The organism is Kriegella aquimaris (assembly GCF_900103215.1).
In the GTDB taxonomy this organism is placed as follows: Bacteria; Bacteroidota; Bacteroidia; order Flavobacteriales; family Flavobacteriaceae; genus Kriegella; species Kriegella aquimaris.
The window spans coordinates 546,053-572,867 of sequence record NZ_FNGV01000002.1; the positions used below are offsets into that span (position 1 = coordinate 546,053).

The 26,815-nt window shown below is 39.6% G+C and carries 26 protein-coding genes; 11 read left to right on the forward strand and 15 right to left on the reverse strand.

The window, feature by feature from the left end:
* Window positions 1–6 precede the first annotated feature (6 nt).
* The 10 genes from proC to BLS33_RS07465 form a co-directional block, all read right to left on the reverse strand.
* Window positions 7–804 carry a pyrroline-5-carboxylate reductase gene (gene proC / locus BLS33_RS07420; protein ID WP_089886858.1) on the reverse strand — a complete coding sequence of 266 codons (798 nt, stop codon included), beginning with the start codon at window positions 802–804 and terminating at the stop codon, window positions 7–9.
* A gap of 148 nt (window positions 805–952) precedes the next feature.
* Entirely contained in the window at window positions 953–1,927 is a 975-nt protein-coding gene (gene argC / locus BLS33_RS07425; RefSeq protein WP_089886860.1) for an N-acetyl-gamma-glutamyl-phosphate reductase, read from the reverse strand.
* Window positions 1,920–3,110, reverse strand: a complete 1,191-nt coding sequence (gene argG / locus BLS33_RS07430) for an argininosuccinate synthase (RefSeq protein WP_089886862.1) — start codon at window positions 3,108–3,110, stop codon at window positions 1,920–1,922. The genes argC and argG overlap by 8 nt, the downstream gene beginning before the upstream one ends.
* Window positions 3,111–3,204: 94 nt before the next feature.
* On the reverse strand, window positions 3,205–3,822 hold the full coding sequence (locus BLS33_RS07435) for a GNAT family N-acetyltransferase (RefSeq protein ID WP_089887154.1): 618 nt from the start codon (window positions 3,820–3,822) through the stop codon (window positions 3,205–3,207).
* Between the two features lie 217 nt (window positions 3,823–4,039).
* Window positions 4,040–5,401, reverse strand: a complete 1,362-nt coding sequence (gene mptB / locus BLS33_RS07440) for a polyprenol phosphomannose-dependent alpha 1,6 mannosyltransferase MptB (protein WP_089886863.1) — start codon at window positions 5,399–5,401, stop codon at window positions 4,040–4,042.
* A gap of 281 nt (window positions 5,402–5,682) precedes the next feature.
* Window positions 5,683–7,167, reverse strand: a complete 1,485-nt coding sequence (locus BLS33_RS07445; protein WP_089886865.1) for a cellulose synthase family protein — start codon at window positions 7,165–7,167, stop codon at window positions 5,683–5,685.
* A gap of 1 nt (window position 7,168) precedes the next feature.
* Window positions 7,169–7,858, reverse strand: a complete 690-nt coding sequence (locus tag BLS33_RS07450; protein ID WP_089886867.1) for a glycosyltransferase family 2 protein — start codon at window positions 7,856–7,858, stop codon at window positions 7,169–7,171.
* The gene (locus BLS33_RS07455; RefSeq protein WP_089887156.1) at window positions 7,858–8,343 is read right to left on the reverse strand and encodes a toxin-antitoxin system YwqK family antitoxin; all 486 of its coding nucleotides are present in this window, start codon (window positions 8,341–8,343) and stop codon (window positions 7,858–7,860) included. Before BLS33_RS07455 ends, BLS33_RS07450 begins: the two co-directional genes overlap by 1 nt.
* Before the next feature lie 9 nt (window positions 8,344–8,352).
* Window positions 8,353–9,936 (reverse strand): 4Fe-4S binding protein, encoded by a 1,584-nt coding sequence (locus tag BLS33_RS07460; protein WP_089886870.1) that lies wholly within the window; start codon window positions 9,934–9,936, stop codon window positions 8,353–8,355.
* Between the two features lie 82 nt (window positions 9,937–10,018).
* A complete protein-coding gene (locus BLS33_RS07465; protein WP_089886872.1) occupies window positions 10,019–11,362 on the reverse strand; it encodes an NAD(P)/FAD-dependent oxidoreductase in 1,344 nt (447 codons plus the stop codon).
* A 291-nt stretch (window positions 11,363–11,653) separates the two neighbouring features.
* On the opposite strand from BLS33_RS07465, the gene BLS33_RS07470 reads away from it, so the two are divergent.
* From BLS33_RS07470 to BLS33_RS07490, 5 genes are all read left to right on the forward strand, one after another.
* Window positions 11,654–12,580: a hypothetical protein gene (locus BLS33_RS07470; protein WP_089886874.1), complete on the forward strand. Its 927-nt coding sequence runs from the start codon at window positions 11,654–11,656 to the stop codon at window positions 12,578–12,580.
* Between the two features lie 223 nt (window positions 12,581–12,803).
* On the forward strand, window positions 12,804–13,526 hold the full coding sequence (locus BLS33_RS07475; RefSeq protein ID WP_089887158.1) for a DUF547 domain-containing protein: 723 nt from the start codon (window positions 12,804–12,806) through the stop codon (window positions 13,524–13,526).
* Between the two features lie 26 nt (window positions 13,527–13,552).
* Complete coding sequence (locus BLS33_RS07480; RefSeq protein ID WP_218129543.1) at window positions 13,553–14,470, forward strand: hypothetical protein; 918 nt, start codon at window positions 13,553–13,555, stop codon at window positions 14,468–14,470.
* 47 nt (window positions 14,471–14,517) lie between these two features.
* On the forward strand, window positions 14,518–15,528 hold the full coding sequence (locus BLS33_RS07485) for a glycoside hydrolase family 113 (RefSeq protein WP_089886879.1): 1,011 nt from the start codon (window positions 14,518–14,520) through the stop codon (window positions 15,526–15,528).
* A gap of 68 nt (window positions 15,529–15,596) precedes the next feature.
* Complete coding sequence (locus BLS33_RS07490) at window positions 15,597–16,859, forward strand: BamA/TamA family outer membrane protein (RefSeq protein WP_089886882.1); 1,263 nt, start codon at window positions 15,597–15,599, stop codon at window positions 16,857–16,859.
* Window positions 16,860–16,920: 61 nt separating this feature from the next.
* On the opposite strand, the gene BLS33_RS07495 is transcribed toward BLS33_RS07490, so the two are convergent.
* Window positions 16,921–17,709, reverse strand: a complete 789-nt coding sequence (locus BLS33_RS07495; protein ID WP_089886884.1) for a 3-keto-disaccharide hydrolase — start codon at window positions 17,707–17,709, stop codon at window positions 16,921–16,923.
* A gap of 467 nt (window positions 17,710–18,176) precedes the next feature.
* Here BLS33_RS07495 and BLS33_RS07500 point away from each other — a divergent pair, with 467 nt between their 5' ends.
* From BLS33_RS07500 to BLS33_RS25045, 5 genes are all read left to right on the forward strand, one after another.
* Complete coding sequence (locus BLS33_RS07500; protein ID WP_317039841.1) at window positions 18,177–19,226, forward strand: N-acetylmuramoyl-L-alanine amidase family protein; 1,050 nt, start codon at window positions 18,177–18,179, stop codon at window positions 19,224–19,226.
* 444 nt (window positions 19,227–19,670) lie between these two features.
* On the forward strand, window positions 19,671–20,759 hold the full coding sequence (locus BLS33_RS07505; protein WP_089886886.1) for a C1 family peptidase: 1,089 nt from the start codon (window positions 19,671–19,673) through the stop codon (window positions 20,757–20,759).
* 17 nt (window positions 20,760–20,776) lie between these two features.
* Complete coding sequence (locus BLS33_RS07510) at window positions 20,777–21,187, forward strand: hypothetical protein (protein WP_089886889.1); 411 nt, start codon at window positions 20,777–20,779, stop codon at window positions 21,185–21,187.
* 53 nt (window positions 21,188–21,240) lie between these two features.
* Window positions 21,241–21,552 carry a protease inhibitor I42 family protein gene (locus BLS33_RS07515; RefSeq protein ID WP_176801350.1) on the forward strand — a complete coding sequence of 104 codons (312 nt, stop codon included), beginning with the start codon at window positions 21,241–21,243 and terminating at the stop codon, window positions 21,550–21,552.
* A gap of 15 nt (window positions 21,553–21,567) precedes the next feature.
* A complete protein-coding gene (locus BLS33_RS25045; protein ID WP_089886895.1) occupies window positions 21,568–21,753 on the forward strand; it encodes a hypothetical protein in 186 nt (61 codons plus the stop codon).
* Between the two features lie 431 nt (window positions 21,754–22,184).
* Here the strand turns inward: BLS33_RS25045 and BLS33_RS07525 are convergent, their stop codons facing one another.
* The 4 genes from BLS33_RS07525 to BLS33_RS07540 all read right to left on the reverse strand — a co-directional run bounded on the left by BLS33_RS07525 (window position 22,185) and on the right by BLS33_RS07540 (window position 25,044).
* Window positions 22,185–22,889, reverse strand: a complete 705-nt coding sequence (locus tag BLS33_RS07525) for a TIGR04283 family arsenosugar biosynthesis glycosyltransferase (protein ID WP_089886898.1) — start codon at window positions 22,887–22,889, stop codon at window positions 22,185–22,187.
* A 149-nt stretch (window positions 22,890–23,038) separates the two neighbouring features.
* Window positions 23,039–23,854, reverse strand: coding sequence for a purine-nucleoside phosphorylase (locus tag BLS33_RS07530; RefSeq protein WP_089886900.1), 816 nt, complete (start codon window positions 23,852–23,854; stop codon window positions 23,039–23,041).
* Window positions 23,851–24,528, reverse strand: coding sequence for a TIGR04282 family arsenosugar biosynthesis glycosyltransferase (locus BLS33_RS07535; RefSeq protein WP_089886902.1), 678 nt, complete (start codon window positions 24,526–24,528; stop codon window positions 23,851–23,853). The genes BLS33_RS07530 and BLS33_RS07535 overlap by 4 nt, the downstream gene beginning before the upstream one ends.
* Window positions 24,529–24,603: 75 nt before the next feature.
* Window positions 24,604–25,044: a rhodanese-like domain-containing protein gene (locus BLS33_RS07540; RefSeq protein ID WP_245731320.1), complete on the reverse strand. Its 441-nt coding sequence runs from the start codon at window positions 25,042–25,044 to the stop codon at window positions 24,604–24,606.
* 140 nt (window positions 25,045–25,184) lie between these two features.
* Here BLS33_RS07540 and BLS33_RS07545 point away from each other — a divergent pair, with 140 nt between their 5' ends.
* Window positions 25,185–26,753, forward strand: a complete 1,569-nt coding sequence (locus BLS33_RS07545) for a glycoside hydrolase family 32 protein (protein WP_089886907.1) — start codon at window positions 25,185–25,187, stop codon at window positions 26,751–26,753.
* Window positions 26,754–26,815: the final 62 nt, after the last annotated feature.

Genomic DNA, 26,815 nt, shown 5'->3' on the forward strand with positions numbered 1-26,815 from the left:
CAGTTGCTAATTTTTGTCTTTAAACTCACTTATCTTATCGAACGAGGCTACGATCCCACGTATAAGGGAAGAGCTCAAACCTTGGTGTTCCATTTCATTTAGCCCTTGAATGGTGCATCCCATAGGGGTGGTCACACGATCGATTTCCTCTTCGGGGTGATTCCCTGATTCGATTAGTAAGCCAGCAGCGCCTTCACAGGTGTGCATAGCGAGTTCTTGCGCTTCTTTGGCATCAAAGCCTAATTGTATGGCTCCTTGGGTCGTGGCACGTATTAAACGCATCCAAAAGGCGATGCCACTAGCACAAATGACAGTAGCCCCCTGCATTTGTTCCTCAGGAATTTCCATAGTGTGGCCCATACGGTCAAAAATGGCTTTGGCGAGCTGGACTTTCTTTTTACCTTTTTCGTTGCTACAGATACAGGTCATCGATTTTCCAACAGAAATCGCTGTATTGGGCATACTTCGTATGATGAATACATCCTCGCCTAGAATATTCTCCATTTTATTAATACCGAAACCGGTAATAACAGAAATGACCACATGCTTTTCGGTAAGTAGATCTTTCAAATCGTTCAGCAACTTTTCAATATGCCCGGGTTGAACGGCGAAAATCAAAATATCGGAATTTTGCACTGCTTCCCGGTTATCGGAGGTTACAGTGACGTTACCATATTTCTCGTATTCTTTAATGTCCGCTGTATTTCGTTTGGTCAGGTACATCGTAGTGGCCCCACTGGTATTCAAAATACCTTTGGCAATGGAGAGTCCCAGATTTCCGGTTCCTATGATGGCTATTTTCATTTTTTTAGGCTATTTATATACTATTTCTGTCAATATGGGAACTTTTCAAATTTATATGTATTTGGGTATCAAACCCTTCGTCCTCCGCTATCGGACACCTCCCATTCATTAAAGGGAGGAGCTTTTTCTGTTCAATTTCAACGGATTCTTAAAAAACTCCGGCTTTTAATCGTAGTCCGGCACTTTCTTCGAATCCGAACATCAAATTCATATTCTGAACGGCCTGGCCCGAGGCACCTTTCAATAGGTTGTCGGCAGCCGAGGTAATGAGTAGGGTGTCATTATGTTTATGTAAATGAACATGGCACTGATTGGTATTTACCACTTGTTTTAGATTGATAGGCTCGTCGGCCACATGTGTAAACGCGGCATCGGCATAAAAATCTTTATACAATGAAATGGCGTCGGCTTCACTTCCTTCATAATGGGTATATGCCGTTGCCAGTATGCCTCTAGGAAAATTACCTCGGTTGGGTAGAAAGAAAAGTTCACCCACATTTTGTTGTAATGACCCCAAGCTTTCACCAATTTCACCCAAATGTTGGTGGGTGAAAGGTTTATACCACGATACATTGTTATTTCGCCAACTGAAATGCGAGGTAGCTGACGGACTAACGCCCGCCCCTGTACTTCCGGTAATGGCATTGACGTGAATGGGGTTGTCTAATTTTCCAGCTTTGGCCAACGGCAGCAATGCCAACTGTATGGTTGTGGCAAAACAACCGGGGTTCGCTATATTATCCGCATTTTGTATTTCCGATTTTCGAAGTTCAGGCAGCCCATAGACGAATGTTCTGCCGTTGCAGACTGCATCCTCCTTTAATCGGAAATCGTTACTCAGGTCAATTATTTTGGTGGCTTTTGAAAAATCATTTTCATTCAAAAACTTCGTAGAATTACCATGACCCAGACAAAGAAAGACTACATCAACATCAGGATTGATGCTACCTGTAAACTCTATCTCGCTCTGACCCAATAAGTCAGGGTGCGCCGTGGTCACTTTTTTTCCGGCCCTTGTCGTACTGTACACAAAATCGATTTCGGCTTGAGGGTGGTGCAAAAGAATTCGAATCAACTCCCCGCCTGTGTATCCTGAACCACCAATTATTCCGGCTTTAATCATTGTTGTGGTTTACATGGTTGTATATTTTTCCTGAATTGGAAAGTATTTTAATAAAACCTTTGGCGTCATCGGCTGTCCAACCCTTATTTATTTCACCATAACTTCCAAAGGAAGCATTCATCAAATCGTGTTTCGATGAAATACCATTAAGTTCAAATCTATAAGGGTGTAGACCTACAAAAACATCGCCTGAAACATTCTTTTGGGTGTCGGTCAAAAATGCTTCTATGTTACGCATTACCTCATCCAAATAATTGCCTTCGTGTAACAGCATGCCATAGAAATTGCCTTGTTGCTCTTTTTGATATTGTTGCCATTTGCTCAAGGTGTGTTTTTCCAGCAAGTGGTGTGCCTTTATGATAATCAGCGAGGCTGGAGCTTCAAAACCGACCCTGCCCTTTATGCCAATGATGGTGTCACCTACATGAATGTCACGACCAATAGCATATTTTGAGGCCAAGGCATCCAATTTTACGATATTGTTTACCGGGCTATCTTTTTTACCGTCGATTGCAATGAGTTCTCCTTTTTCAAAAGTCAATTTTATTTCCTTCGAATTATTCTCTTGTAACTGGCTTGGATAAGCTGAAGCTGGCAAGGGCTTTTCGGAAGTCAACGTCTCTTCACCGCCAACGGAGGTTCCCCAAAGTCCGCGGTTGATAGAATATTTGGCTTTTTCCCAAGAATAATCAACACCTTTCGTTTTAAGGTATTCGATTTCAGCCTCCCGCGATAGTTTATTATCCCTTATGGGAGTTATGATTTCGATTTCAGGCGCGATGATTTGAAAAATCATATCAAATCGAACTTGGTCGTTACCGGCACCTGTACTGCCATGCGCGATATGCGAGGCTCCTATTTTTTTTGCGTAGTTTACGATTTCGATGGCCTGAACGATTCGCTCGGCACTTACCGATAGGGGGTAGGTGTTGTTTTTTAGTACGTTACCGAAAATCAAGTATTTCACTACCTTGTCGTAGAAGTACTGTATGGCATCAATCGAGGTATACGAAGTGGCGCCCAATTGTAAGGCTTTTTCTTTGATTTCGGCAATTTCTTCTTCTGAGAATCCTCCTGTATTTACACTTACGGCATGTACTTCGAATCCTTTTTCTTCTGATAGGTATTTGGCACAATATGAGGTGTCCAATCCGCCACTATAGGCTAAAACTAATTTCATAATTTAGGTTCTTTCCTTCCCGCATGAGCGAGAATTTTTAATTTACTATTCGATTTGCAAACTTCCTTCTTTTGCAAGGAGGGAGGTGATATTCTATTTATTTTGTTTTCTTTTTGAGGAACAAACTTTCCTTGATACTTTTTAATCGTTGAAAGGCCTTGCTGTTTACTTTTCTTTCTTCCACCTTTTTTTTGGTGGCCGAATCGTAAAGCATACCTGTGCACAGGCACATTTTTCGCTCGGTACGGGTCAAGATGTCGAAATTCTTGCAGGTTTGACAACCTTTCCAAAATTCGGGGTCATCGGTAAGTTCGGAAAAAGTAACAGGTTTGTAGCCTAGTTCATAGTTCATCTTCATCACGGCAAGACCCGTGGTGATACCAAATATTTTGGCATCGGGGAACTTGCTTCTAGATAGTTCGAATACCTTGCTCTTAATTTTTTTTGCCAACCCTTGGTTTCGGTAATCAGGATGTACGATAAGCCCTGAGTTGGCTACAAAATTTTTGTTGCCCCACACTTCAATATAGCAGAAACCGGCAAACTTCTCGCCATCTAAAGCGATAACGGCATTACCGTTAGATAGTCTCTTTTGAATGTACTCGGGAGTTCGTTTAGCAATTCCTGTGCCTCGTACCTGCGCAGATTCCGTAATCGTATCGGATATTATCTTCGCGTACTTAAAATGTGATTCGTTGGCAATGCTTATTTCCATTGCGTAATGGTTTAAAAAATAGAATGAAAAATATTTGTTGGATTCTGCAGGAATGGACTCACCTATTCCCATACTAAATGTTCACCCTTACGGGCGACGGCGAACAGGAACAAAAGGACGGGTCGGAAAAGACATCCAAGGCGTAGAATTAATATGTGCTTTTGTTTTCATTGCGGCTCAAATGTACAAATTAAATTGAAAAGAGAAGTTTTTGGCTTTAGTTTTTTAAAAATTTCGGGTTTTTCCCTTTTCGACTGAAGATTTCGTAAATCAAAAATCCATATACCGAAATATATTCAACGGCGAGCAGTCCCATATGTTCCTTGAAATCGATTTGGGCATAGGCAAAATAACTAAGAACGATTGCTGCCGACCAGATTATGGCAAAACGGTAGTCGGTAAAAATGCAAAGCAGGACCAAAAATATGACGTACCAAGGGTGTACCGTGGCTGAAATAAAATAATAAATCGTCAAGATCCAAAGCATGTTAGCAATCAAATTCGATAGTTTCTGGTTTTTCGCCAGAAATGTAAAAAGTAGCGTGACAATAATAAGCCCAAAGGCGGTAATCTTGCCATACGATTTAATTAGTTCCCAAGGTTTGGCATCAAATTGAATGGCAATTTTTTTAAGTGCATTGTAAAAGCCGGCATTGAACTCGAAATTCGAAAACCAGAGGCCAACAGTCTCCGAATAGTTATTTAGGAATTCAGGGGCAAAGAATGGAAGCGTCAAAATCAATGATATCACTCCGATAAGTGTATAAAACAATAAACTCTGCTTTCTCTTAAAATAAGTTAAGAACAGGGGTAAAAAAATCAGAGGTACCAATTTAACACATATTGACAGCGCGTAGGGAACCGCTGCGAGAACCCATTTTTTTACCGATAACAAATAAAGTGCCCAGATAAAAAAGAAAAGCATTACCCCTTCAAAATGGAGGTTTCCGGTTAGCTCAACAATAATAAGCGGGTTCAGGAAATACCAAAAAATTACATGGGGCGAACGGTTGATTTTTTTAAGCAGTTTTCTTCCGAAATAGAAAATTCCGATATCGGCGAGAATGATAATGGTTCTCATGGCGATGACGGAACCTAAGATGCTTTTTCCTCCAAAAAATGCGGTTATAGCAAAAATATATTGATTGAAAGGAGGGTAGTTGCTAAAGTGTCGAGCACTGAGTGCACCCATGCCATTGTGTAGTTCTTGAGCATTAGCCAAAACAAAATCAGGTTGGCCCATTAGTGTGTCAGGCGTAAAAAGATAGGGGTTGATGCCATTTAGAATTAGCTGCCCGTCCCAGATAAACCGATAGTAGTCTTGAGAAAGATTGGGCTCGGTCAGTAAAAAAACCACGCGAAAAGCCACGCCGCAAATCACCAAGAACTTAAAGTTCCATTTTTCAAATTGAATCAGTTTAAAAAAAAGGAAAAATAAAGCGGCAAAAAGGGTTAGAAGTTTTATAAAATCGGTTCGCTCAAGATGGTAGGCAAAAGTATAGTAAAGGCCCAAGCACACCAACGCCAAGATTATTGACGTTTTATGTAGTTTAAGATATCTGGCGATTTGGTTGGGCATTCGTATAAAATCTGTTCTGGACGAATTTAAGGTATTTCAAGGAATTTTTTGGAGTAAGCAGAAATTGGTTGTTATGGGGCTAACCCTCCGTCCTGACACATAGTGATCAGGACACCTCCCTTTACAAAAGGGAGGAGCCACAAATACGAAAGTTTATAACATTTTAATAATGCTTACTTACTTATTTTCAGGGCTTTGTTGTATGGGAAAAGAGTTGTGCCACCACAATGTGAGGTCTTAACCTAGTTTAACTTCAGGGTAATTTAATGTCTAAAAAAACCTTATGCCCGTGCGGTCAACGATTTGGTAAAAACAAAGCCAAAGCCCAAGAACAACATAAAGTGAAACGGAAAGAGTCCGAAATCATTTAGTGGAATAGCGCTGTACATACCAAAGAGAAAATAGACCATTAACGCGAATTCCAAAATCATATTGGGAGACAATTTCTTGGCAAGATATTTATTGTCTTTCCAAGTGTCGGTCAAGTTTTTGAGATTGAATTTTGGCGTTCTGACAAATTCACTACGCTTGCCCATATGGCCCTCTAAAACGGCGATGGAATTATGTAGCGAAAAACCAAGGGCTACCGAGAAAAAGGTGAAAAAGAGTTTTATATAGTCGACAAAATTATCGAAACCACTACCCTGAATACTTTTATAGGTAAACCAATAACAAACAAAGAGAATAACCGTGCTTAATACAAAGAAGCTTAAGACCGAGAACACCCAATCAAATTGTGGATATAAAGCTTTTATATACATGGCGGGAATACTCAATAGGGCCACAATGAATACACATAAGAACATCGAGCTGTTCAACAAGTGCATGACTCCGTGAAATTTGGTCTTAAATGATATGTTTTTAGCGGTAATCACGTGCAAAACTGTTTTTCGAAAGTTTTCAGCGCCACCCTTGTTCCAACGAAACTGTTGCGAACGCGCCGCACTGATTACTACGGGGAGCTCTGCGGGCGTTTCCACGTCTTCCAAATATTTGAATTTCCAGTTTTTCAACTGTGCGCGATAACTCAGATCCAAATCTTCGGTAAGGGTGTCACCTTCCCAATTCCCTGCATCCAATATGCAATCTTTGCGCCAAATACCTGCCGTACCATTAAAATTGATAAAGTGTCCTTTGGCATTTCTTCCTACTTGTTCCAAGGTGAAATGGGCATCTAGGGCAAAGGCCTGAATACGTGTCAAGGTCGAATAATCACGGTTGATGTGTCCCCAGCGGGTCTGAACCACACCAATTTCCTTATCCTTGAAATAAATAACCGTCTTTTTTAACCAATCACTTGATGGAAGAAAATCGGCATCGAATATCGCGATAAAATCTCCTTTGGCAATTTTGAGGCCTTCTTTGAGGGCTCCTGCCTTAAAACCTTCCCGGTTTTCACGACGAATGTGCTGTATATCCAGTCCCGTTTGTTGTAAAGCTACAATACGTTCCGCTGTTTCTTCTACTGAATCATCGGTAGAATCGTCTAAAACCTGAATTTCTAACTTGCTTTTGGGGTATTCGATTTTGGCAATGTTCTCCAACAGCCGTTCCATAACATATTCTTCATTATAGATGGGCAGTTGTATGGTGACAAAGGGAATTTCTTTTGCGTCTAGAAGATTGAATTTTGGGGCTACTTGATTTCTTTTTTTGTATCCTAAATAGTTGACCAGCAAATTCAATTGTGCCAAGCTGTAAAAGAAAATCAACAGCAAAGCTAGACTATAGATGGCAATGATGAAATAAGCAATTGTTAATCCCATATTATTTTATGCTGTATTTAAATATCCAAGCCAATATTTTTACGCCCGCAAAGATACTACCTTTTACAGTACCTGATACTTTTGAAACACCAATTCTTTTCTTGTAACGTACTGGTACTTCGGTATATGTCAACTTCTTTTTTAGGGCCTTTAGTTGCATTTCCACTGTCCAACCGTAGGTTTTGTCCTCCATTTGAAGCAGTAATAATTTGTCATACTTTATAGCCCTAAACGGACCGAGGTCGCTATATGTTGCCCGAAAAAACATTTTCATCAAAAAAGTGGCCAATTTATTGCCAAATATCTGTTGCGGCGTCATGCTTCCGTCTTCCCTTAGTCTCTTTATTCGCGCACCAATTACAAAATCGATGTCTTTTTCGAGAATCGGGGCGACCACTTTTGAGAGTTCTTCAGGGTAATCAGAATAGTCTCCGTCAATAAATACGATAATATCGGGTCGATCGGATTGTTTGGCAACATAATCCATTCCGCAAAGACAGGCGTACCCATAACCTTTTCGGGGTTCTGAAAGTACGGTAGCACCTGCATTTGTTGAATTTTTGGCGGTATTGTCAGATGAATTATTATTTACAACAATGATCTCAGAAACAATCTCAGGAATTTCTTTAATGACTTTGGCGATGGAATCGGCCTCATTAAATGCGGGGATGATAACTTTAATATTGGTCATTAGCGTAAATCGGAGAGTTTATTTTCACTTTTAAAGCTGACAAAATTAAACCACTCTTTAATTTTCTTGCCATTTTTATATTTTTCTGCAGAAGTCAATACCTCATCGGTATATTTTAGACAATAACCGTTTTTGACCCCCATGTTCAATTGGCATTTATGATTTATATTTCCTTTGATATCATAAAAGAGCCACCAATCGGTCATTTTACCGTTTAAATAATGTCCTTCCTTTGTCAGTATGCTGTTTTGGTCGTAAAAATACCAATATTTTTCCCTCTGACCTTTTTTGTAGTGCCCCTGTTCGGAAAGGTTTCCGTTGCTATGGTAGAATTTCCAATAGTCGATTTTGATGCCATTAAGTATCCAGCCTTCTGATTTAAGCTTTCCGTTTGTGTAAAAATCTTTATGATAAATGTTCTGCTTTTCAGGCGGGTTTGAGAAAAGCATAATCATAAAAGACAAGACACTTATTTTGTACCACATGGTCGACATTTATTTCTTGTTGACCAAATCCATCAAGTCCACATCATTTCCCAAAAGAACTTCCGTTGGGTTAATGCGCCCTTCTAACGGTCCGTTTTCCAATTTTAAGACTCCACGGGGGCAAACTGCTGAACAAATACCACAACCCACACAGCTGGACCTCACAATATTCTCGCCTTTTTGTGCATAGGCACGCACATCGATGCCCTGTTCACAATAGGTAGAGCAATTGCCACATGAAATACACTGTCCGCCATTCGTAGTGATTCTAAATTTGGAGAACAATTTTTGTTGGAAACCTAAAATTGCAGCCATAGGACACCCGAATCGGCACCAGACCCGGTTACCGAAAATAGGATACAGGCCAACCCCAATAACCCCTGAAAAAACAGCCCCGATAAGAAAAGCATACGTTTTTCGAAGTGTTTCAGCCTTGAAAAGGAAGATGTTGCCATCACCACTAAAAAAATGGAATCCAAGGAGGGCCGCAATTATGACGAAGTATCCAATGGCGCCATATTGGGCATCTTTTTGGAGTTGTTCCCTTTTGTATATCATTACCCAAGCAAAAACGGCTGTTAAAATAGAGGCTACCCCAATGAGAAAGGTGCTTTTGGTCAACCAGTATTTACTACTGTCATTTCCGAGATAAGAATAAACCACGGCCGTGGTCATCAAAGTGACAAAAACTACAACACTATGAATTACCCATCGCTCAACGTTCCAAGCGAATAGACGTTTGTCGCTGAGGTGCCTGAACGAATCGCCGGCAGTCTCTGCCAAACCACCGCAACCACATACCCATGAACAGTACCATCGTTTCCCAAATTTATAGGTAAGAATAGGTGTGATGACGAAAATGGATAGAATACCGAAAATAAGCATGGCAAGCCCGATATCACCTGCATCTATGAATGCGGTTATGCGATATTTTTCAAAATTATAATAATTAAGGGGCCAGATATTTTTAAAATCGTAATAAGGAAGGTCTCCATTGAGCCTTGCCATGATTTCAGGAATCAAGAAAGCAAATGCAGTCTGAAAGAACATCACACTTATCGTGCGAATTTTTTCATAGGTGTTATGGCGATATTTCCATATAAATTTGATGCCAAAAGCTAGTATGGCGACGGTATATAGTGTACCGTAAACAAACCATTGACTGGCAGGGTTGCCGCTCAATAATTTGCTCAAGGGGTCGAACAAAGCGATAACACCCTGGTTGTCCCCGTCTTTTACCAGTCCGAGATACTGTGGATAAAAATAAAGTACGATATAGAAACCGGTCAAGGCAATACCTGAAAGCCAACCCCATAGACCGTGACTTGATATAGATTTAAACCAAACGCCATCGTTTTTGATACCCTTGTGTTTGTGTGCATAGGAGGCCCAAGAAAACCAGATGACCCCGAAAGAAATCGCGACAAGTGAAATTGTCAACCACAGTCCTTTATTGGGGAAATCTATATTAAACAAGGCCAATACCAAAATACCAAGGCCCGACATGCCTAAAAGCGTAGCCAATTTTTGTTGGACGTTCAATGCTTTTGGGGGTTCACCAGTGAGGGCCATATTGTTGCTCGATGTACTCATTGTTTCTGTTTATTTTGGTAGTCGTTGTTTGGTGTTCAATCTTATTTTAAATTTCTGTTGATTTGGAAAGGTATTTACGGTCTTATAAATTCAAGATTCGCTTCCAGCTCTTTTTCCTAGGTGTGATGTCGGTTGCGAAATCTGAATTGTATTTTGAAATTATATCATTTTCGTAATCGGCAAAGAATTCGGGGTCGAAATTGGCATCTTTTAAATGTTCCATTACATAATCAATAGAACGTTCTTCGGTCAGCCATCGGTCAAAAATTTCGTGTCTTAGGCGTATGCCAAAGGTGTTGATGCCCAAAAATTTTCGGTCATCTTTTTGATAAGCGATTGTCACACATATTTTTTCTTCGGGGTGTCGCCAATGAAAATGGGCTTCATATTTTTTTTTGCCTTGGGAACTGAATACCCATCCGTAGGTTTGGTATTCGATATCCAAGAATTTTGCCGAGTTGAACCAATGCCCCGGATTGTATTGCATTCGATTGCCGCAAATGGTCTGCGCCAAGGCTTCGCCCATCATGCGCCCAGTGTACCAAACAGCTTCAATGGGCCTTCGGTTACCAATGGATTCGTGCTGTTCGGCGCAATCTCCGATAGCATAAATATCTTTGATGTTCGTTTCTAAGTAGCGATTCACCTTAACCCCGCGGCCTAATTCGATGCCCGATTCCTTTAAAAAATCAATATTTGGTGAAACACCTGGCGTAAGGCCTACCACGTTGCATTCAATAGTATCGCCAGTATCTGTAATAACCGCTTTGGCATGGCCATTCTCGTCGGATAAAATTTCTTTTAAATTTGTTTCAAGCCGTAAGTCGATATGATGTTCCAAGATGTGCTCATTGAGCATTTGCGATTCACCGTCGGGTAATACGCCGTTCCAAAAACTTGTTTCACGCACCAAAAAAGTGACGGGAATATTGCGACTACGCAGCATCTCGGCCATTTCGATTCCTATTAATCCGCCTCCAACAATGACAGCCCTCTTACATACTTTGTTATTCGGCGCGTTCTTTTCCAGTAAGTCAAGATCTTGTTTAGAGTACAACCCCTGTACCCCTTTTAGGTCTTGACCAGGCCAACCAAATTTATTGGGTTTAGAGCCCGTGGCGATAATCAACTTATCGTAACCTATTTTTTCACCTTCCGTAAAAATGAGATTCTTATTGGTGTGATCTACATTGGTTACGTAGCCCTTGACAAGGTCGATTCTATTTTTTTTCCAGAACCAATTTTCATAAGGTTGTATGTGTTCAAACTTCATATGGCCCATGTAGACGTACATCAGCGCCGTTCGGGAGAAGAAAAAATCGGTTTCATTCGAAACTATGGTGATTTTTTTATCGGAAAGTTTTCTAATATGTCGTGCTGCAGTGATTCCTGCGATGCCGTTTCCAATTATAACTATATGTTCCATATCTATCAATTGCTGAACGTTGTGTCGCAGCTTTTGCTGCAAACTTAATTTTCATGTTCAATTTAGAAAGAATTTAAATTGAAGTGAATCTTATCGTATAAAATTATGCGTCATAATAGGGTTAAGTTTTGGCCGATGCCCTTTTGGTGCGATGATTAGAGCGGTTTGATTTTTTCTTGGATGTTGTAAAGTAAAAACCTTTCTGGTTCTAAAAAAATTGCGCCGCACTACTACAATGTAATCTAAATCTTTTCTTTTCGACCGATTATACGGAACAATTAAAATAAGAAAATGAAAACAAAAAAAACTTTACTGATTTTTTTAGGGGTATTAATGACCGGGTCGATTGTACAAGCCCAAGGTTTGGTCGATGGATATTACAACCAGAAGGGACACCTTGCGGTAACCACATCTTACACTAGGGTCGGTGCATACGATGAGTTTTACGTAGGTAAGGAAAAAACAGGCCCAGTACCTGTACACAATGAAATTTCACAGGATATTTTTGGTGTTTATGCCAAATATGGTCTGCTCGATGATTTAACACTGGTGTTAAACGTTCCTTATATTGCTACAAAGGGCTATGGTAATCCTGATCCAGTCAATGGTGAAACGAAGCAATCCGATTTTCAAGATGTCTGTCTTACTGCAAAGTATCGTCCGTTTCGTGCTGATTTCTCAAGCGGAAGAATTGATGGCATTACAGCTTTGGGTTTTGCCATCCCTTCCGGTTATGAGCCCAATGGTATTCTTTCAATAGGTAATGGTGCCTTTTCGACTGATTTACATATCGGAGGGCATTTGCAACTCAATGGAGGATTCTTTTCTACGTTGATTGCTGGCTATAGTTTTAGGGGCAAAGCAAGCGATAATCTGGGAACGAATGGTGGTGCCGATTTTGATGTTCCTAACGCCTTTTTGGCTGTTGGAAAGCTGGGGTATGCCGCTTCCAAATTTTATGTTGAATTGTGGATGGACTATCAGGCATCTTCCTCTGATGGTGTTGATATTATGGGTACAGGCTTTGCGAATAACTTCCCTGAGACCAGGGTCGATTATACTCGGTTGGGTATTTCCGGATATGTTCCCATAACCAAGGGTATTGGTTTGAGTGCCGGGTATGGTACATTGTTAGATGGTAGAAATATTGGGAACTCCGGTTATTTTAGTACAGGTGTGACGTTTTCGTTTGATACGGCATCTTCTTCCGTAAATTAGAAGTTATAAAATCCCCGAAACAATATTTAATGCCATGGTGCAATATGAGCCCGACTGCAAATGGTCGGGCTATTTTGCTGAACGGAGAAGCGAAAAAAGATATTTTCGTTATAACTATGTGATACTTATGATTGTTCTTTGGTATAACAAATGGGAAAATGGTGTATTTGTAAGCTAATAAAACGATATGCGACTTATTGCGCACCACAAACAAACCAATACGATGATAAAAAAACAAATGATTTTAGCAGTGATGTTTTTTTTAGTCCTTTCCCTTGGCTATTCCCAAACCACTACAGAATTCTTTGAGAAGACAGATACTTTTCTTAAAAAGTTTGTAAAAGAAGGTAGGGTGGACTATAAGGCTATTAAAAGTGATGCGTCAGGATTGGATGAATTGCTCGATATGGCTAAGAACATTTCGGTTTCCAAGGAAAATTCAAGAGCCTATCAGGCTTTTTGGGTCAATGGCTATAATTTACTTGTTATAAAGGGAGTTGTGGAAAATTATCCGATAAATTCACCATTGGATGTGGGTGGCTTTTTTGATAAGTCAAAACACGAGATTGGAGGAACTAATATTACCCTCAACGATATCGAGAACAAATTGTTACGAGGCAATTTCCCTTCTGAGCCTCGATTCCATTTTGTTTTGGTTTGTGCCGGGTTGGGTTGTCCGCCAATAATCAATACTGCCTATAACCCTACCACTTTAGATTCGCAGTTAGAATCCCAGACCAAAAAGGCACTCAACAATCCTGATTTTATTCGAGTGGAAAAGAACAAAGTGAAAATCTCTCAAATATTTGAATGGTATAAAGATGATTTTACTAAAAACGGAAAAAGCGTGGCAGATTTTATCAATCATTATCGAACGGAAAAACTTCCAGAAAATGCCAAAGTATCTTATTACCCTTACGATTGGACCTTGAACGCCATAAAATAGCCTAAACTAAACTTTAAATAAACAGTATGAATTCAAGTAAAAGAATCCTATTTCTTGCGGGGTTGTTATTAATGTCATTGGTCAATTTTGCACAAGATGGCTCACAAAATGACCCACAACAGACTAGCAATATCCAGCAATATACCCCATCAAAATTGATGGGAAAAGGACAATGGGATGTTAAATGGTTTAACAATCTCTACACGGAGACAAAAAGTACTTTTGCAGATGGCAAACAACCTCGGCAAACATTTTTTACTTCAACATTGGAAGCTTATACCGGTGTCGGGGAAAATAAAAGATGGAATGTAGGTGCTATTTTTGAATTGCGTTCTAATGTTATCGGCGATAGAAGCGCCTTGGATGTTTTTAAATTTGATGGGGAAGATGGTACAGCTCGTTCGGGCTTGACATCTATTGCCCCATCGGTAAAGTTTGTGCCGTTTGCCTCGGCAAGTAATTTCAGTATTCAGAGTTCATTTTTTATTCCTTTGGTCGATCAAGAAACCATAAATGGAGTTTTTCTAGATCAAAAAGGATATACCTGGCAGAACCGGTTTTTTTATGACTATACATTTCCAGGGAATAAATGGCAGTTGTTCTCAGAGCTTAATTCTGAATTTCATTTTGGCAAGAAATCGGTAAGAGATACCAATGACGACACGATTGAAGGAAGTTTTGCGAATAATAGCCTGAGTTTGACACCAGGAGTTTTTCTGAGTTACTTTCCCAGTTCCAAGTTTACTGTTTTAGCGCTAGCACAACATTCACAACGATTGGATTTAGGTAATAACTTTGGTCAAGATTATACAGCCGTTGGCGGTGGCGCAAAATATCAGCTGACCAATGCCTTGAATTTAGAGGTATTGTATACTGATTTTGTACGGGGCAACAATACGGGGCTTGGGCAGACTTTTAATCTCGGACTTCGTGCCATTTTCTAAGCCGGTTACGAGAAATACCGTATTTTAGGACTCGTAATGAAATGTGAATGAAAAAATTAGGACTTCTTTTGTTGTGCTTTCTCCAGTTTTCCTGTTCGAGCCAAGTCCAAGAGAAAATTAATGGTGTAAGTTTTGTAGCATCTCGCGAGGAAGTAGCACAAGAACATGTTCAAGAGGTATTGAATATTTATGCCAATCACGCTGCCGTGATGCCCTTCGGCTTTATTCGCGAAATCAATTCACCTGAAATTATTTTTGATACGGAACGCCAATGGTTTGGGGAGACCAAGCACGGCGCACAACAATATATAAATTTACTACACGAAAATGGGGTCAAGGTCATGCTAAAACCTCAGATATGGATTTGGCGCGGCACCTTCACAGGAACACTAGCCATGACCACGGAAGAAGACTGGAAGGCTCTGGAAAGTTCCTATGAAAAATTCATACTTAATTATGCCCAATTGGCCCAAGAAACGGATACCGATATATTTTGTATCGGTACCGAACTGGAACAATTCGTAAAAAACAGGCCTGAATTCTGGAAGGGCCTCATTCAAAAAGTTAAAGAAATCTACAAAGGCAAACTGACCTATGCCGCCAATTGGGATGAATATACTAGAACCTCGTTCTGGGAAGACCTCGATTATATTGGCATTGACGCTTATTTTCCGCTCTGTGAGGAAATAACTCCGACTGTAGCACAATGCCGCGAAGGTTGGCAACGGCACAAAACAGTAATAAAAGAGCTTTCAAAGGCCAAGAACAAACCTGTTTTGTTTACCGAGTACGGGTACAGAAGCACCGATAAGACCGCATGGAAACCTTGGTTGGTCGATAGGCATGAAAACCCGGTCAATTTAGAGGCGCAAGTGAATGCCACTAAAGCTATTTTTGAAGAGTTTTGGGGGGAAGATTGGTTCGCGGGCGGCTATGTGTGGAAATGGTTCATACGGCACAAAGAAGCTGGGGGTGGCGAGGATAATAGGTTTACTCCCCAAAATAAACCAGCACAGGGCGTAATAGCTGAATTCTATGAGAAATACGGAAGTAAATAGAATTTACGACCTTGTTTTCCCATTCATTTTTGTTAATAGTGAATGGCTATGTTAACTCTTCATTTACTATGATTGGAAGACATCTATTCGTAATCTTTTTTTTATTAATTTTTGTTGGGTCCGCACAACAGAATAACGTGACCGATGTACGGATTATTGGTGCAAAAAAAACCAAATCTACCTTCGTAAAAAAGATTGTCCAAGTTAAAAAAGGTGTACCGCTCGATTCTGTAATTCTTTTAAAAGATGTAGAGCGTTTAAAACGTTTACCTTCCATTGCCCATGCCGATTTCCAAGTTTTTACAGGGGAAAATGGGGAGTATAATGTTGTTTTTACCATTGAAGAAAATTTTACCATTATTCCCTTTGCCAATATTTATGCATCCAGCAATGATGATTTTGCTTTCAGAATTGGACTCCAAGAGTTTAATCTTTTGGGCAGGAATATGATTTTAGGCGGATTTTACCAATATGATACATATAATTCCTTAGGAATAAACTTAAGGGCACCCTATCTTATCAATAACAAAACAGGGTTGGCGGTGAATTATAAGAACCTCACCACAGAGGAGCCTGTTTTTTTTGATGATACTACAGCTAATTATAAATATAACAACAAGGGTTTTGAGGTAATGGGGTTGTATGAGTTCAATTTTGAGAATAGAATAGAACTTGGTTTTAGTCTGTTCACCGAAGACTATACTTACCTCTCTGGGGCCACAAGTGCTTCGGTACCGCAGTTTTTAAATGTGGACAAACATTTGTTCAAATTTATTTACAATTATGATAATGTAAAGTATTATTACCACTATTTAGACGGGTTTCGAAGTATGTTGAATTTGCAGTATGTGGGTAGCTCCGATACGAATCTTCCTGAGTTTTTAATTGGTTTTAATGACTTTATCTATTATCGCAGAATGGGGTCTAAAGGTAATTGGGCCAGTCGCCTTCGTTTGGGTCTGGCAAGCAATATGAAAACGCCCTTTGCTCCCTTCACCGTTGATAACAACTTGAATATAAGAGGTGTTGGAAATACAATAGATAGGGGAACGGGCGCTGTTGTTTTCAATACGGAATACAGACATACTTTGATCGATAAAAATTGGTTCGCCATGCAGGGAAACATATTTATCGATGGAGGTTCTTGGCGAAACCCGGGAGGTGATTTCAGCGATTTTGGTGACCGAATGAACTTACGGATATATCCAGGAATCGGTCTCCGATTTATTCATAAACGCATTTTCAACGCCATTTTTAGGATCGATTACGGGTATGGTATCACCAACAACGCGGCCCAAGGAATCGTATTCGGCATCGGGCAGTATTTTTAGACCAAACTGGGTTTGAATAATTAAACCTTTAAGGCTATAATCTTTTTTTGCTACTCGTTTGTTACAGATTGCGGATCCAAATATTTTTGAACTGGGTTTTGTTGCCATGATCCTGAAGCGAAATAACGTCTTCACCATGCGCTGATGGATACGTGTGGAGTCCGACATAATAAGTATTTCCGTTTATTGAGACGTTATTCTGTACCAAAACGCCATTGTGAAGCACTGTGATTCGGGCGGGAGCGTCTAACCGACCGTCGGCTTTAAAACGGGGTGCTGTATATATAACATCGTAACTGTTCCAATCTAATGGTCCCCGCATGGCGTTGACCAAGGGAGCGTGGTCTTTGTAAATACTGGCCGCTTGCCCATTACGATAGGTGCGATTGTTATAAGAATCCAGTATTTGAAGTTCATATCGGTTCTGAAGAAAAACGCCGCTATTGCCTCTTCCTTGACTATGACCTTTTACTTCATCTGGCGCACTAAATTCAATATGTAGTTGACAATCGCCGAATTTCATTTTTGTTGAGATTCCTCCCGTTCCTGGCACAACCTCTAAATGGTCGTTGTCCACGATTTTCCAAGGAGCCGCTTTTGATGAATCCTTTTGACTTGTCCATTGATCAAGATTAGATCCATCGAATAAAATAATTGCATCCGATGGAGCATCCCCTAACTTTTTTGCTGGCGTAATAACTTCAATTTCAGGTTCCCATATTTCTGTCATTTCAGGTTTCATGGGCATTGGAGATACTTCTGGTGGTGTGTTCGGATGTGCATTTTGTGCATTGATGTTTATGGCAAAGGCGATTGCGACCAAACTGGTCCAAACTGATGTTGATTTCATGCTATTGAAGAATTTAATGGAATGTTATTTTAGTATTTTACAGAAAATATAGTTAGATCGATTCAAATGTCGTTGAGGTAGACAGAGAATAGACAATAAATGTAATTATATTCTATTAGAATCTTATGGCTGTGGCGTATTTAATAGTAGTCGCAGTTTGATTTAAGTCGATGCGATAGAGAATTCGGCCAATTTGAAGCCGGTAGATTTTCTAGGGATATTGAAAATTAAAACAAACCTGTTTTCTAATAATACAGATGAAATAGCGTAAAAGGATTAGTTCTATGGATGACAATAGAATGAGTATGTTAGGTTTAGCCCGTAGTTCTTTGGCTTTCTTTCATTGTTAATCAAATGGTTAACTAAACTTTCAATATCTCTTTCCTTAATCCGTTATGTTATTTAAATTTGTAACTGTAGATTATAATTTTAGGCATCGTTTTTGGTGTTTTTAATTAAAACTTGTTGTGATCGATTTATTTATACGAAATAAAATACTATTCTTTTTTCTCGGAGCTTGTCTCACGGGCGCTTCTGCTTTTTCACAAGACTCTTTAATTACGGTCACCGCCGAACGGGGTGATGGCATTCTATCACTTTTAAGAAAACAGGGTGTTGACCCCTATGAGTCGTTTGACGACTTTGTGGCTTTGAATATGACTAACCTGCGAGACAGTGTTCATTTGTATGCAGGGCGCAAGTATGTTATTCCAGCGGCTGATTTGGATACCGTTGAGGTGGTTCCTTCCATTAAAAAGCAAACGACCCAAATCAAGAAAATTGAGGGAAAGGCGTTTCCTATTTTTGGTAAGAAACATGAAATCGTGCTTTCAAAAAGTGAGCGACTTAAGGGTAATGTATATTATTTGGTTTCCGGTCATGGTGGTCCTGATCCCGGCGCAATGGCAATCTATGGGGGTAAATCTATTTCTGAAGATGAGTATGCCTATGATATTACCCTGCGGTTGGGTAAAGAATTACTGTCCCATGGGGCAACAGTATATATCATTATCCGTGATGAGAATGACGGTATTCGTGATGAACGTATTTTAGAAATGGATCGTGATGAGGTAGCCTACCCTGACAAGACCATCCCTTTGAATCAGGTGGCTAGATTGAAACAACGTGTGCAGATTGTTAATGAGTTGTATAGAAGGAATCGAGGTAAATACCAGCGATTGATTGTTACCCATGTCGACAGCCGAAGTAAAGGTCAGAATATCGATGTTTTCTTTTACCATCATGAAAAGAGCAAGAACGGTAAAAAATTAGCTGAAAGCATTCATAAGACTTTTCAGGAAAAATATAGAAAGTACCAACCTAATCGTTCCTATTCCGGTACTTTTGAAGATAGAACCTCGCTCTATTTGGTCAAAAAGACACATCCTGCGATGACCTTTATCGAGGTGGGCAACATACGCAATAAAAAAGACCAGCGGCGTATTTTAGATCCCGACAACCGCCAAGCCCTTGCGAAATGGATTTCTGAAGGTGTTTTACTGGATTATGAGGATTGATTAAAGAGGCATTCACGTTTGTGATTTTGTAACCATTCTCTTCCGGAAACATTCTAAGTGCACATCTAGGAGCATATTACTACTTACTACACTGTGATATAATGGAATACATTCCGTTGATAATCAGTATGCTACCATATAAACGGAAATTGTGGTCATTCATACACTTTTAGGACTATTCAATGTTGTAATGAATTATATTTGTAGCCCATTTCTTTTGTAAAAGAAAAAGAAAACGATAACCAATATAGGTGTAAGTTCAAACGCCTTTGTTTTAATTTACTACTGGTATCTTTCGTTTTTGATCTGATCCATATACGCGAACAGATTTATGGTTTTGTTCCTCCAAGCTAATACCCAATATTCCCTTTTTTCCTGATTCCCTCTTTCCCCTGTAAGATTAGATTATTTTCTGAACATTATTAATCTTTAAATTATATAATCATGGCAAAAGTAAAATTAGCTGAGTTGCAGGCCCAACTCATTACTGAAAGTTGGGAAGCAGGTGAAAATCCCATTTCGGAATTGTCCGAAAAGGATCAGACGATACTTCTAGGGGCAGTACCTCCTGGGGGTCCGCCGACAAAAGCTGAAAAGGAAGCTTCAGAGAAGGCTGTTATGGCCCAGTTTAATGCATTGTCCGCCACGGCCACAGCCAATCCCAGTACTTTCGATTGGCGAAACAAGGGAGGCAGAAATTATGTTACTGCAATAAAAAACCAAGGAGGTTGTGGTTCTTGCGTTGCCTTTGGGGTACTCTCCGTAGTCGAATCAATGGTTCGAATCACAAAAAATGACGCCAATTATACGACCGATTTGTCAGAGGCACATTTGTTTTATTGTTTAAAAGGTGACCCCAATGGTTGTAGTAACGGTTGGTGGCCAACAGGCGCTTATGATAATGTTAAAGCCAATGGAGTGGCCAAGGAGAACTTTTTTCCCTATGTTGGCTCCCAACAGAGCTGCAATGTAGGGTCTGGTTGGCAAAATCAAAAAGTACAGATTACCAATTATAAGCATGTGACCGGATTGAATAATATTAAGGAGTGGATTGCCAACAAAGGTCCAGTAAGTGCTTGTTTTGAGGTGTTTCAAGATTTTTATAGCTACCAAAGCGGTATGTACCGACACGTGACAGGCAATTCGGTAGGTTGGCATTGCGTATCGGTAATTGGGTATAACGATGCCGGTGGATATTGGATTTGTAAGAACAGTTGGGGAAACGGTTGGGGCGACAATGGCTTTTTCTGTATTAAATACGGCCAATGTTCATTTGAGCTTTATGGCATGTGGGGGGTTGAAGGAATTGTCGACACTACTTGGATATATGGTAAAAAGATTTTAGGTCTATGGTCTAATAGTGCCCCTCTAAACGCTTGGGCTTTTATTCAAGATGAAGGTTGGAAGAAAATCGCTAATACTAATAGAGAGAATCACCTTATGCTGTTGACAGCTTTGATTGCTGCCAAGAACATAGGGTCTACGCCTAGCGTTCACATCGCCAACGGCCATATTGATCAAATATATGCTTAACTTTAAAAATAAATATTATGTCTAAGAAAAGTGCAAAACCAGAACAAGCTTTTTCGACCAAGGTCGGAGAAACTAGTCAACCCAAACCGGAAATGCTCCCTGAAATGGCATCCGATACCAGTGATAATTCCACTTTTGCGGCGGGTATGCCAACATTGGAGCCGCCAGAAGCGGGAATTTTTGCCCAGGCCGGCCTTACGGCGAATGCTTGGTTTAATTCAAAAAAAGTCACCGGTGTATGGGTATCGAATGATAACAAAAACGCCTATGTTCACGTGAATGGTGTTGGTTGGCTAAAACTTAATGATGCCGATGCGGATAGTATACTAGCCATATATATGATTGCTGCTAGTGCTAGGCAGGGCAGCAATAATGTCAATTATCGAAAAGAGGCTGACAATAAGATTCATGAAATTTACTGTTGGTAGCAAATATTATATCACGGGTTCTCATTTTTATGGGGACCCTTTATTTTTTAAATGTGGAATACACAGAAAAAGATAGCGGGAAAACCATTGTATTGGAAACCGTTCCATTTGAATTTGCCGTCAAATTAGACGAGAATTCAACTACGGGATATTTGTGGGAAATTGCAGCGCTTCCCGATCATATCAAATTAGTAAAAAAGGATTTGGTATTGCCAAAAAGCAGAATGGCTGGTGCCACCAATTCCCGTATCTTTGAATTTTCCGTAAAAGAAAAAGTTGCGGGTAGGCTTGGTCTTAATAATTGCCGCCCGTGGGATAATAATGACATCGTGGATTCCTTCGTGCTCGATTTTGCTATCAACTAAAAATAGTTATTCCATTTGGTCCGAATTGCCAATTTGAACATTGTAGCGAACGTGATTTTGATTTTTTTGGTCAACCATGGCCTTCCTCTCAAGATTTCCATTGAAGTGTTAAAAGAGCAGCGGCGTATTTTAGATCTCGACAACCGCCAAGCCCTTGCGAAATGGATTTCTGAAGGTGTTTTACTGGATTATGAGGATTAAAGGAGTCTTTTCATTTATACGTTCTATGCTATGTCTAAATTGATCGCCGCCCACACTGTTTTTCAAACCATCTACACATTCTAAGGTTCGACCTGTTTCAATTAGATTAAATTTGGTAGTTACCTTTTGTCAAAAAGTTGATTAGGGATAAAATAATTGAAATATTTTTTCACCTGTTAAAAACATATCCATAAGCCTTCAAACTATGCCCCAATTTTATAGTTTTTAGGAAATAGGACAGTGCCAGACAATTGCGATTATATAAAATTACTTTTCACCATTTAAATTTTTTAATAAGATATTTTGTTCAGATAGGCTATCGAACAAAAAAGGCAACAGCGTTATTTTAGGATGCTGTTGCCTTTTAATTTTTTGGGTCTTTATGATTTAAAATTGAAAGCCTAGTTTTCTTCCTAAGAAGATGCACTGGTTTAAAGTGTTATTTTACTGCTGTAATAATCATATAACTGATCTGGTCCGGCCCCCAAAATATTCTTCAAGTGTATAACTCCAAAATGATACTGCAATCGTAACGTTCCGCATTTTTCGTATTTACGAGCCGAGGTAATGACTTTTTGCGGTAATATTTTAAACTTGGTTTCCGAGTACAATCGTCCTATAAATTCACTATCCTCAAAAATTAGATAAGCTTCATTAAATCCCCTCATTTTTTCAAATAAAGATTTGGTCACGAACAAAGATTGATCCCCACCACGACAGATTTTATGATTGATGGCGGACAGGGATGCGAAAAATCTGAGAAAAGTACTGGTGCTGTCGAACTTCATACGAAAACATCCGGCCGCCTGGCGATGGGCAACCGCATTCATAATGTAGGTGTCAAAATTTTTTGGGGGGAAAGTATCAGCGTGCAAAAAATAAAGAATTTGTCCTTTGGCACGTCTAGCCCCGTAATTCAATTGTTTTGACCTGCCTTTTGAGCTGTATAGCACCGTGGCCCCAAAATCGGAAGCAATCTCTGCGGTGTCATCAGAACTTTCGCCATCAACCACAATAATTTCCTTAATATTTTCGGCAGAACTATGTTCTTGTAGATACACCAATAAACGAGAAATATAGATGGCCTCGTTTAAAGTGGGAATGATGATGCTGATTTTAAGACTTCTATTTTTCATCAATAATATAGAGATACTAAGTTATAGGTGCTGAAATTAAGTGGGTATTTATCAGAAAACCTTACTAGTCATAAAAAATTAACAATTAAAATTAATTGTGTTTGGAGGCATTCAGAACGTTGTATATTCAGATTTAAGACCAATTACATTTATAAAGAACGGATCAATTCTCTGAACAACTTCACCATTTTTGGTTCGGTCGCGCTGGCTACATTGATGATATCTTGAATATCGACAGGCTTCAGTTGATCTGGGTTACATTCGTCGGTCAAAACTGATATGGCAACAATAGGAAGGTCGAGATGGTTAGCAACGATTACTTCCGGAACTGTACTCATGCCTACTGCATCGGCCCCAAGTATTTTTAACATGCGATATTCTGCCTTCGTTTCAAGTTGTGGCCCTACGACCGAGGCATATACCCCCTTTTGCAATGAAATATTTTCATTTTTCGCGATTTTCTCTATTTTTTTTCGCATCTCAATATCATAAGGCTCACTCATGTCGGCAAATCGATGACCGAATTCTGCAACATTTTTAAAGGCTAATGGTGACCCTCCCTGAAGATTGATGTGGTCTTCTATGAGCATAATATCTCCTTTTTTATAGTCAAGGTTGATGGCACCGGCAGCATTGGAGATAAATAGTTTTTGTATTCCAAGTTGGTGCATCACCCAAATAGGGTACGTTATGTCTGTAAAATCATAACCCTCATAAAGATGGAACCTGCCCTGCATCACTACTACTTTTTTGCCTTCAAAACTTCCGAAAATCAACTTTCCGGCATGAAATTCGACAGTCGCCAAGGGGAAAAACGGAATGTGATTGTAATGTGCCTCGATAGGGTTTTCAATCTCATCGGCCAATTTGCCGAGTCCGGTGCCCAAAACAATACCTATTTCGGGATTGTCGAACCCTTTTTCCTTAAGATAGGCTACCGACTCGTTCAATTGTTTTCTTCTCATTTTTCGCTTTTTTTTAGAAATGGTTGGAAAGCAGCGATATGCTCGATATCTTCATATACATCAACATCGTTTTTGACATCTAACAGTTTAACCTTTTCATTTTTCAAATCGTTCAGGGTGTCTTGCAATACGGTGTTTTGACCCCAGTCCTTATTTTTGAAAAGTTTGGGATTCCATTTTTTCATTCCTAACAAATAATAACCGCCATCGGTCGCTGGACCTAATACAAAATCAGAATTATTCATACTTATAAAGGCATTTTCAAGGGCCTCTTGGTTTAAATCGTACATGTCACTGCCAATAATGACAATTTTTTCATACCCCTTTTCGAAACCTTCTTGAAACGCATGGGCCATACGCTCACCAAGATTTTCTCCTTTTTGAAGTTTTTTATCAAAAATGGTGTTGTCCCAAATATCGTCGTTCCAAATATTTTCGGAATACCAAACTTGTTTTTCTATAGTCAGGTTGGTAGTTAGCGCAACCGTATGGTCTAATAAGAATTTGTAAATGTCAAGAGCCGTTTGGTTTCCTACAGTGGCAGCAAGTCGTGTCTTGCATTTTCCTAATTCTGGATTCCGGGTAAAAATAAGAAGCAAGTTCTTGGTATCTACTAAACTGAAATGAACGGTTTGTTCGTCTTTTTTATCTTGTTTCTGAAGTATAAGACCCATTTTTAAAATTAGATGTGTAAGGAAATCAAAATGTTAAGATGCAAACTCAAAAATAATGTATTCACGAATATTTAGCTACCGATTTTCAGTGTCATATATCTTTTCACCCTTCGTCAACAATTTCCCCCAATGTTTGTTAAAGGCATGAACTTTTTCGGTTTCGTTTCCTTTAGAGTCGTACACCGGAAACCCTTTGTTCTTCCATTCAAAAATGCCTCCATACAAATTTTTGACATTCTTATAGCCTGCCTTTTGCAGTCGCTCCCCGATATCTTCCGAACGCACACCAATAGAACAATAGACCACGATTTCGCTGTTTTTGTCAAAGGATTTGGTTTTGATTGTTTCAATATCAAAATTTTTGTAACCTACCCAAACAGCATTATTAAGGTGGCTAACGGCGAACTCGTCTTTTCTTCTTGTGTCGAACAGAATTACATTATCTGAACTTTGTAGTGTCTCGGCTGATATATAGGGTATACTTTCTTTATTGAATTTCTTTAATTTTTTGTCCATTTTAGTTTGGGCGCTTAGACCAAGAAAAAAAAACAGACAAAAAAATAAGCACGAAATAAATCTCATCATATTTCAAGATAATATCGACAAAGATACTATTTTAGAGGAGGTTGCCTCAATAGGATTTCTAGAAACATGGTATGAACTACATTAAAAAAATACTTTATTCGGCTCTTATTTTGATAGTTTTGATGTCTTGTAGAGAACAAGCACAGCACAAAACGCCTACTGTCACATCTCAAAAGAATACGATGGAGTATTATAACGAACGATACAGGCCTCAATTCCATTTTTCCCCTGAGGAAAAATGGATGAACGACCCCAATGGCCTAGTTTATCACAAAGGTGTTTACCATCTTTTCTATCAATATTACCCCGAAGACATTGTTTGGGGGCCCATGCATTGGGGTCATGCCACAAGTAAAGATTTGGTAGTTTGGGAACATAAATCAATTGCCCTTTTTCCTGATGCGAACGGTTACATTTTCTCTGGTAGTGCCGTTGTCGACTTCGATAATACTTCGAAACTCGGTTCTGACAAAGCGCCCCCCCTAGTGGCTATTTTTACGTATCACGACGCTGTTGCCAAAAAAGAGGGGAAAGAGCGTTATGAGACGCAGGGGGTGGCTTATAGTTTAGACAATGGTGAAACATGGTCGAAATATGACGGCAACCCCGTAATAGGAAATCCGGGGGAAAAAGATTTTAGGGATCCCAAGGTTTTCTGGAATGAAAAAACCAAGGCATGGAGTATGCTTTTGGTCGCGGTTGACCATCTGCAAATTTGGAGTTCCGATAATTTGTTGCAATGGGAAAAAGTCAGCGAATTTGGAAAAGAACAAGGTGCGCACGGTGGTGTATGGGAATGTCCCGATATGTTCAAATTAGTCGTCGAAGAAACCAATGAAGAGAAATGGGTGTTGCTCATTAGCATCAACCCTGGCGCCCCGAATGGGGGTAGTGGCACACAATATTTTGTCGGTGATTTTGACGGAGAAACTATTACTTCAGATCAAAAAAATCCTCGATGGATCGATTGGGGCACCGATAACTATGCTGGCGTGACTTATAACAACACGCCCGATAACGACCGTATTTTTATAGGTTGGATGAGTAATTGGAACTATGCCAACAAAACACCAACCCAAAAATGGAGGAGTGCCATGACGTTACCTCGAAAACTTTCGCTACGAAAAATTCAAGGAGATTATGAGCTTATCAATTATCCTTTAGAAAATTTAAATGAACTATTAAAAACCCCGGAAGAAAGAACTATAATCGTCGAATCGGGGGCTGAGGAAACTATTTCCTTTGAGAATTTTAACCAAACTGAAATTCGATTTACAACGAAAGCAAGAGATTTTCACCTTACGTTTAAGAACAAATTGAACGAGCGCTTGATGCTTACTATGGACGGAGACAAAAAACAATTTTTGGTGGATCGTTCCCTATCTGGAAAGACCGATTTCGAAGAAAATTTTGGAGGCATACAACAGATGCCGATTACCAATCTGCCAGCGGGTCAATTTGAGGTCCGTCTGTTTTTAGACCGTTCTTCCATAGAGATTTTCATTAATAAAGGGCAATATGTAATGACCGCACAATTTTTTCCCAACGAGAATTACACCGATTTGTCGATTAAAAATACTGGAGTTGGCAAACTTTCCCTCGGCGACTTTAAGATTAGCACAGTTAAGGATATTTGGTAGTCTAGCCCCACGATTGCATTCTTCATCTTTTTCATATTTTAACATAGACATGAGCGTGAATT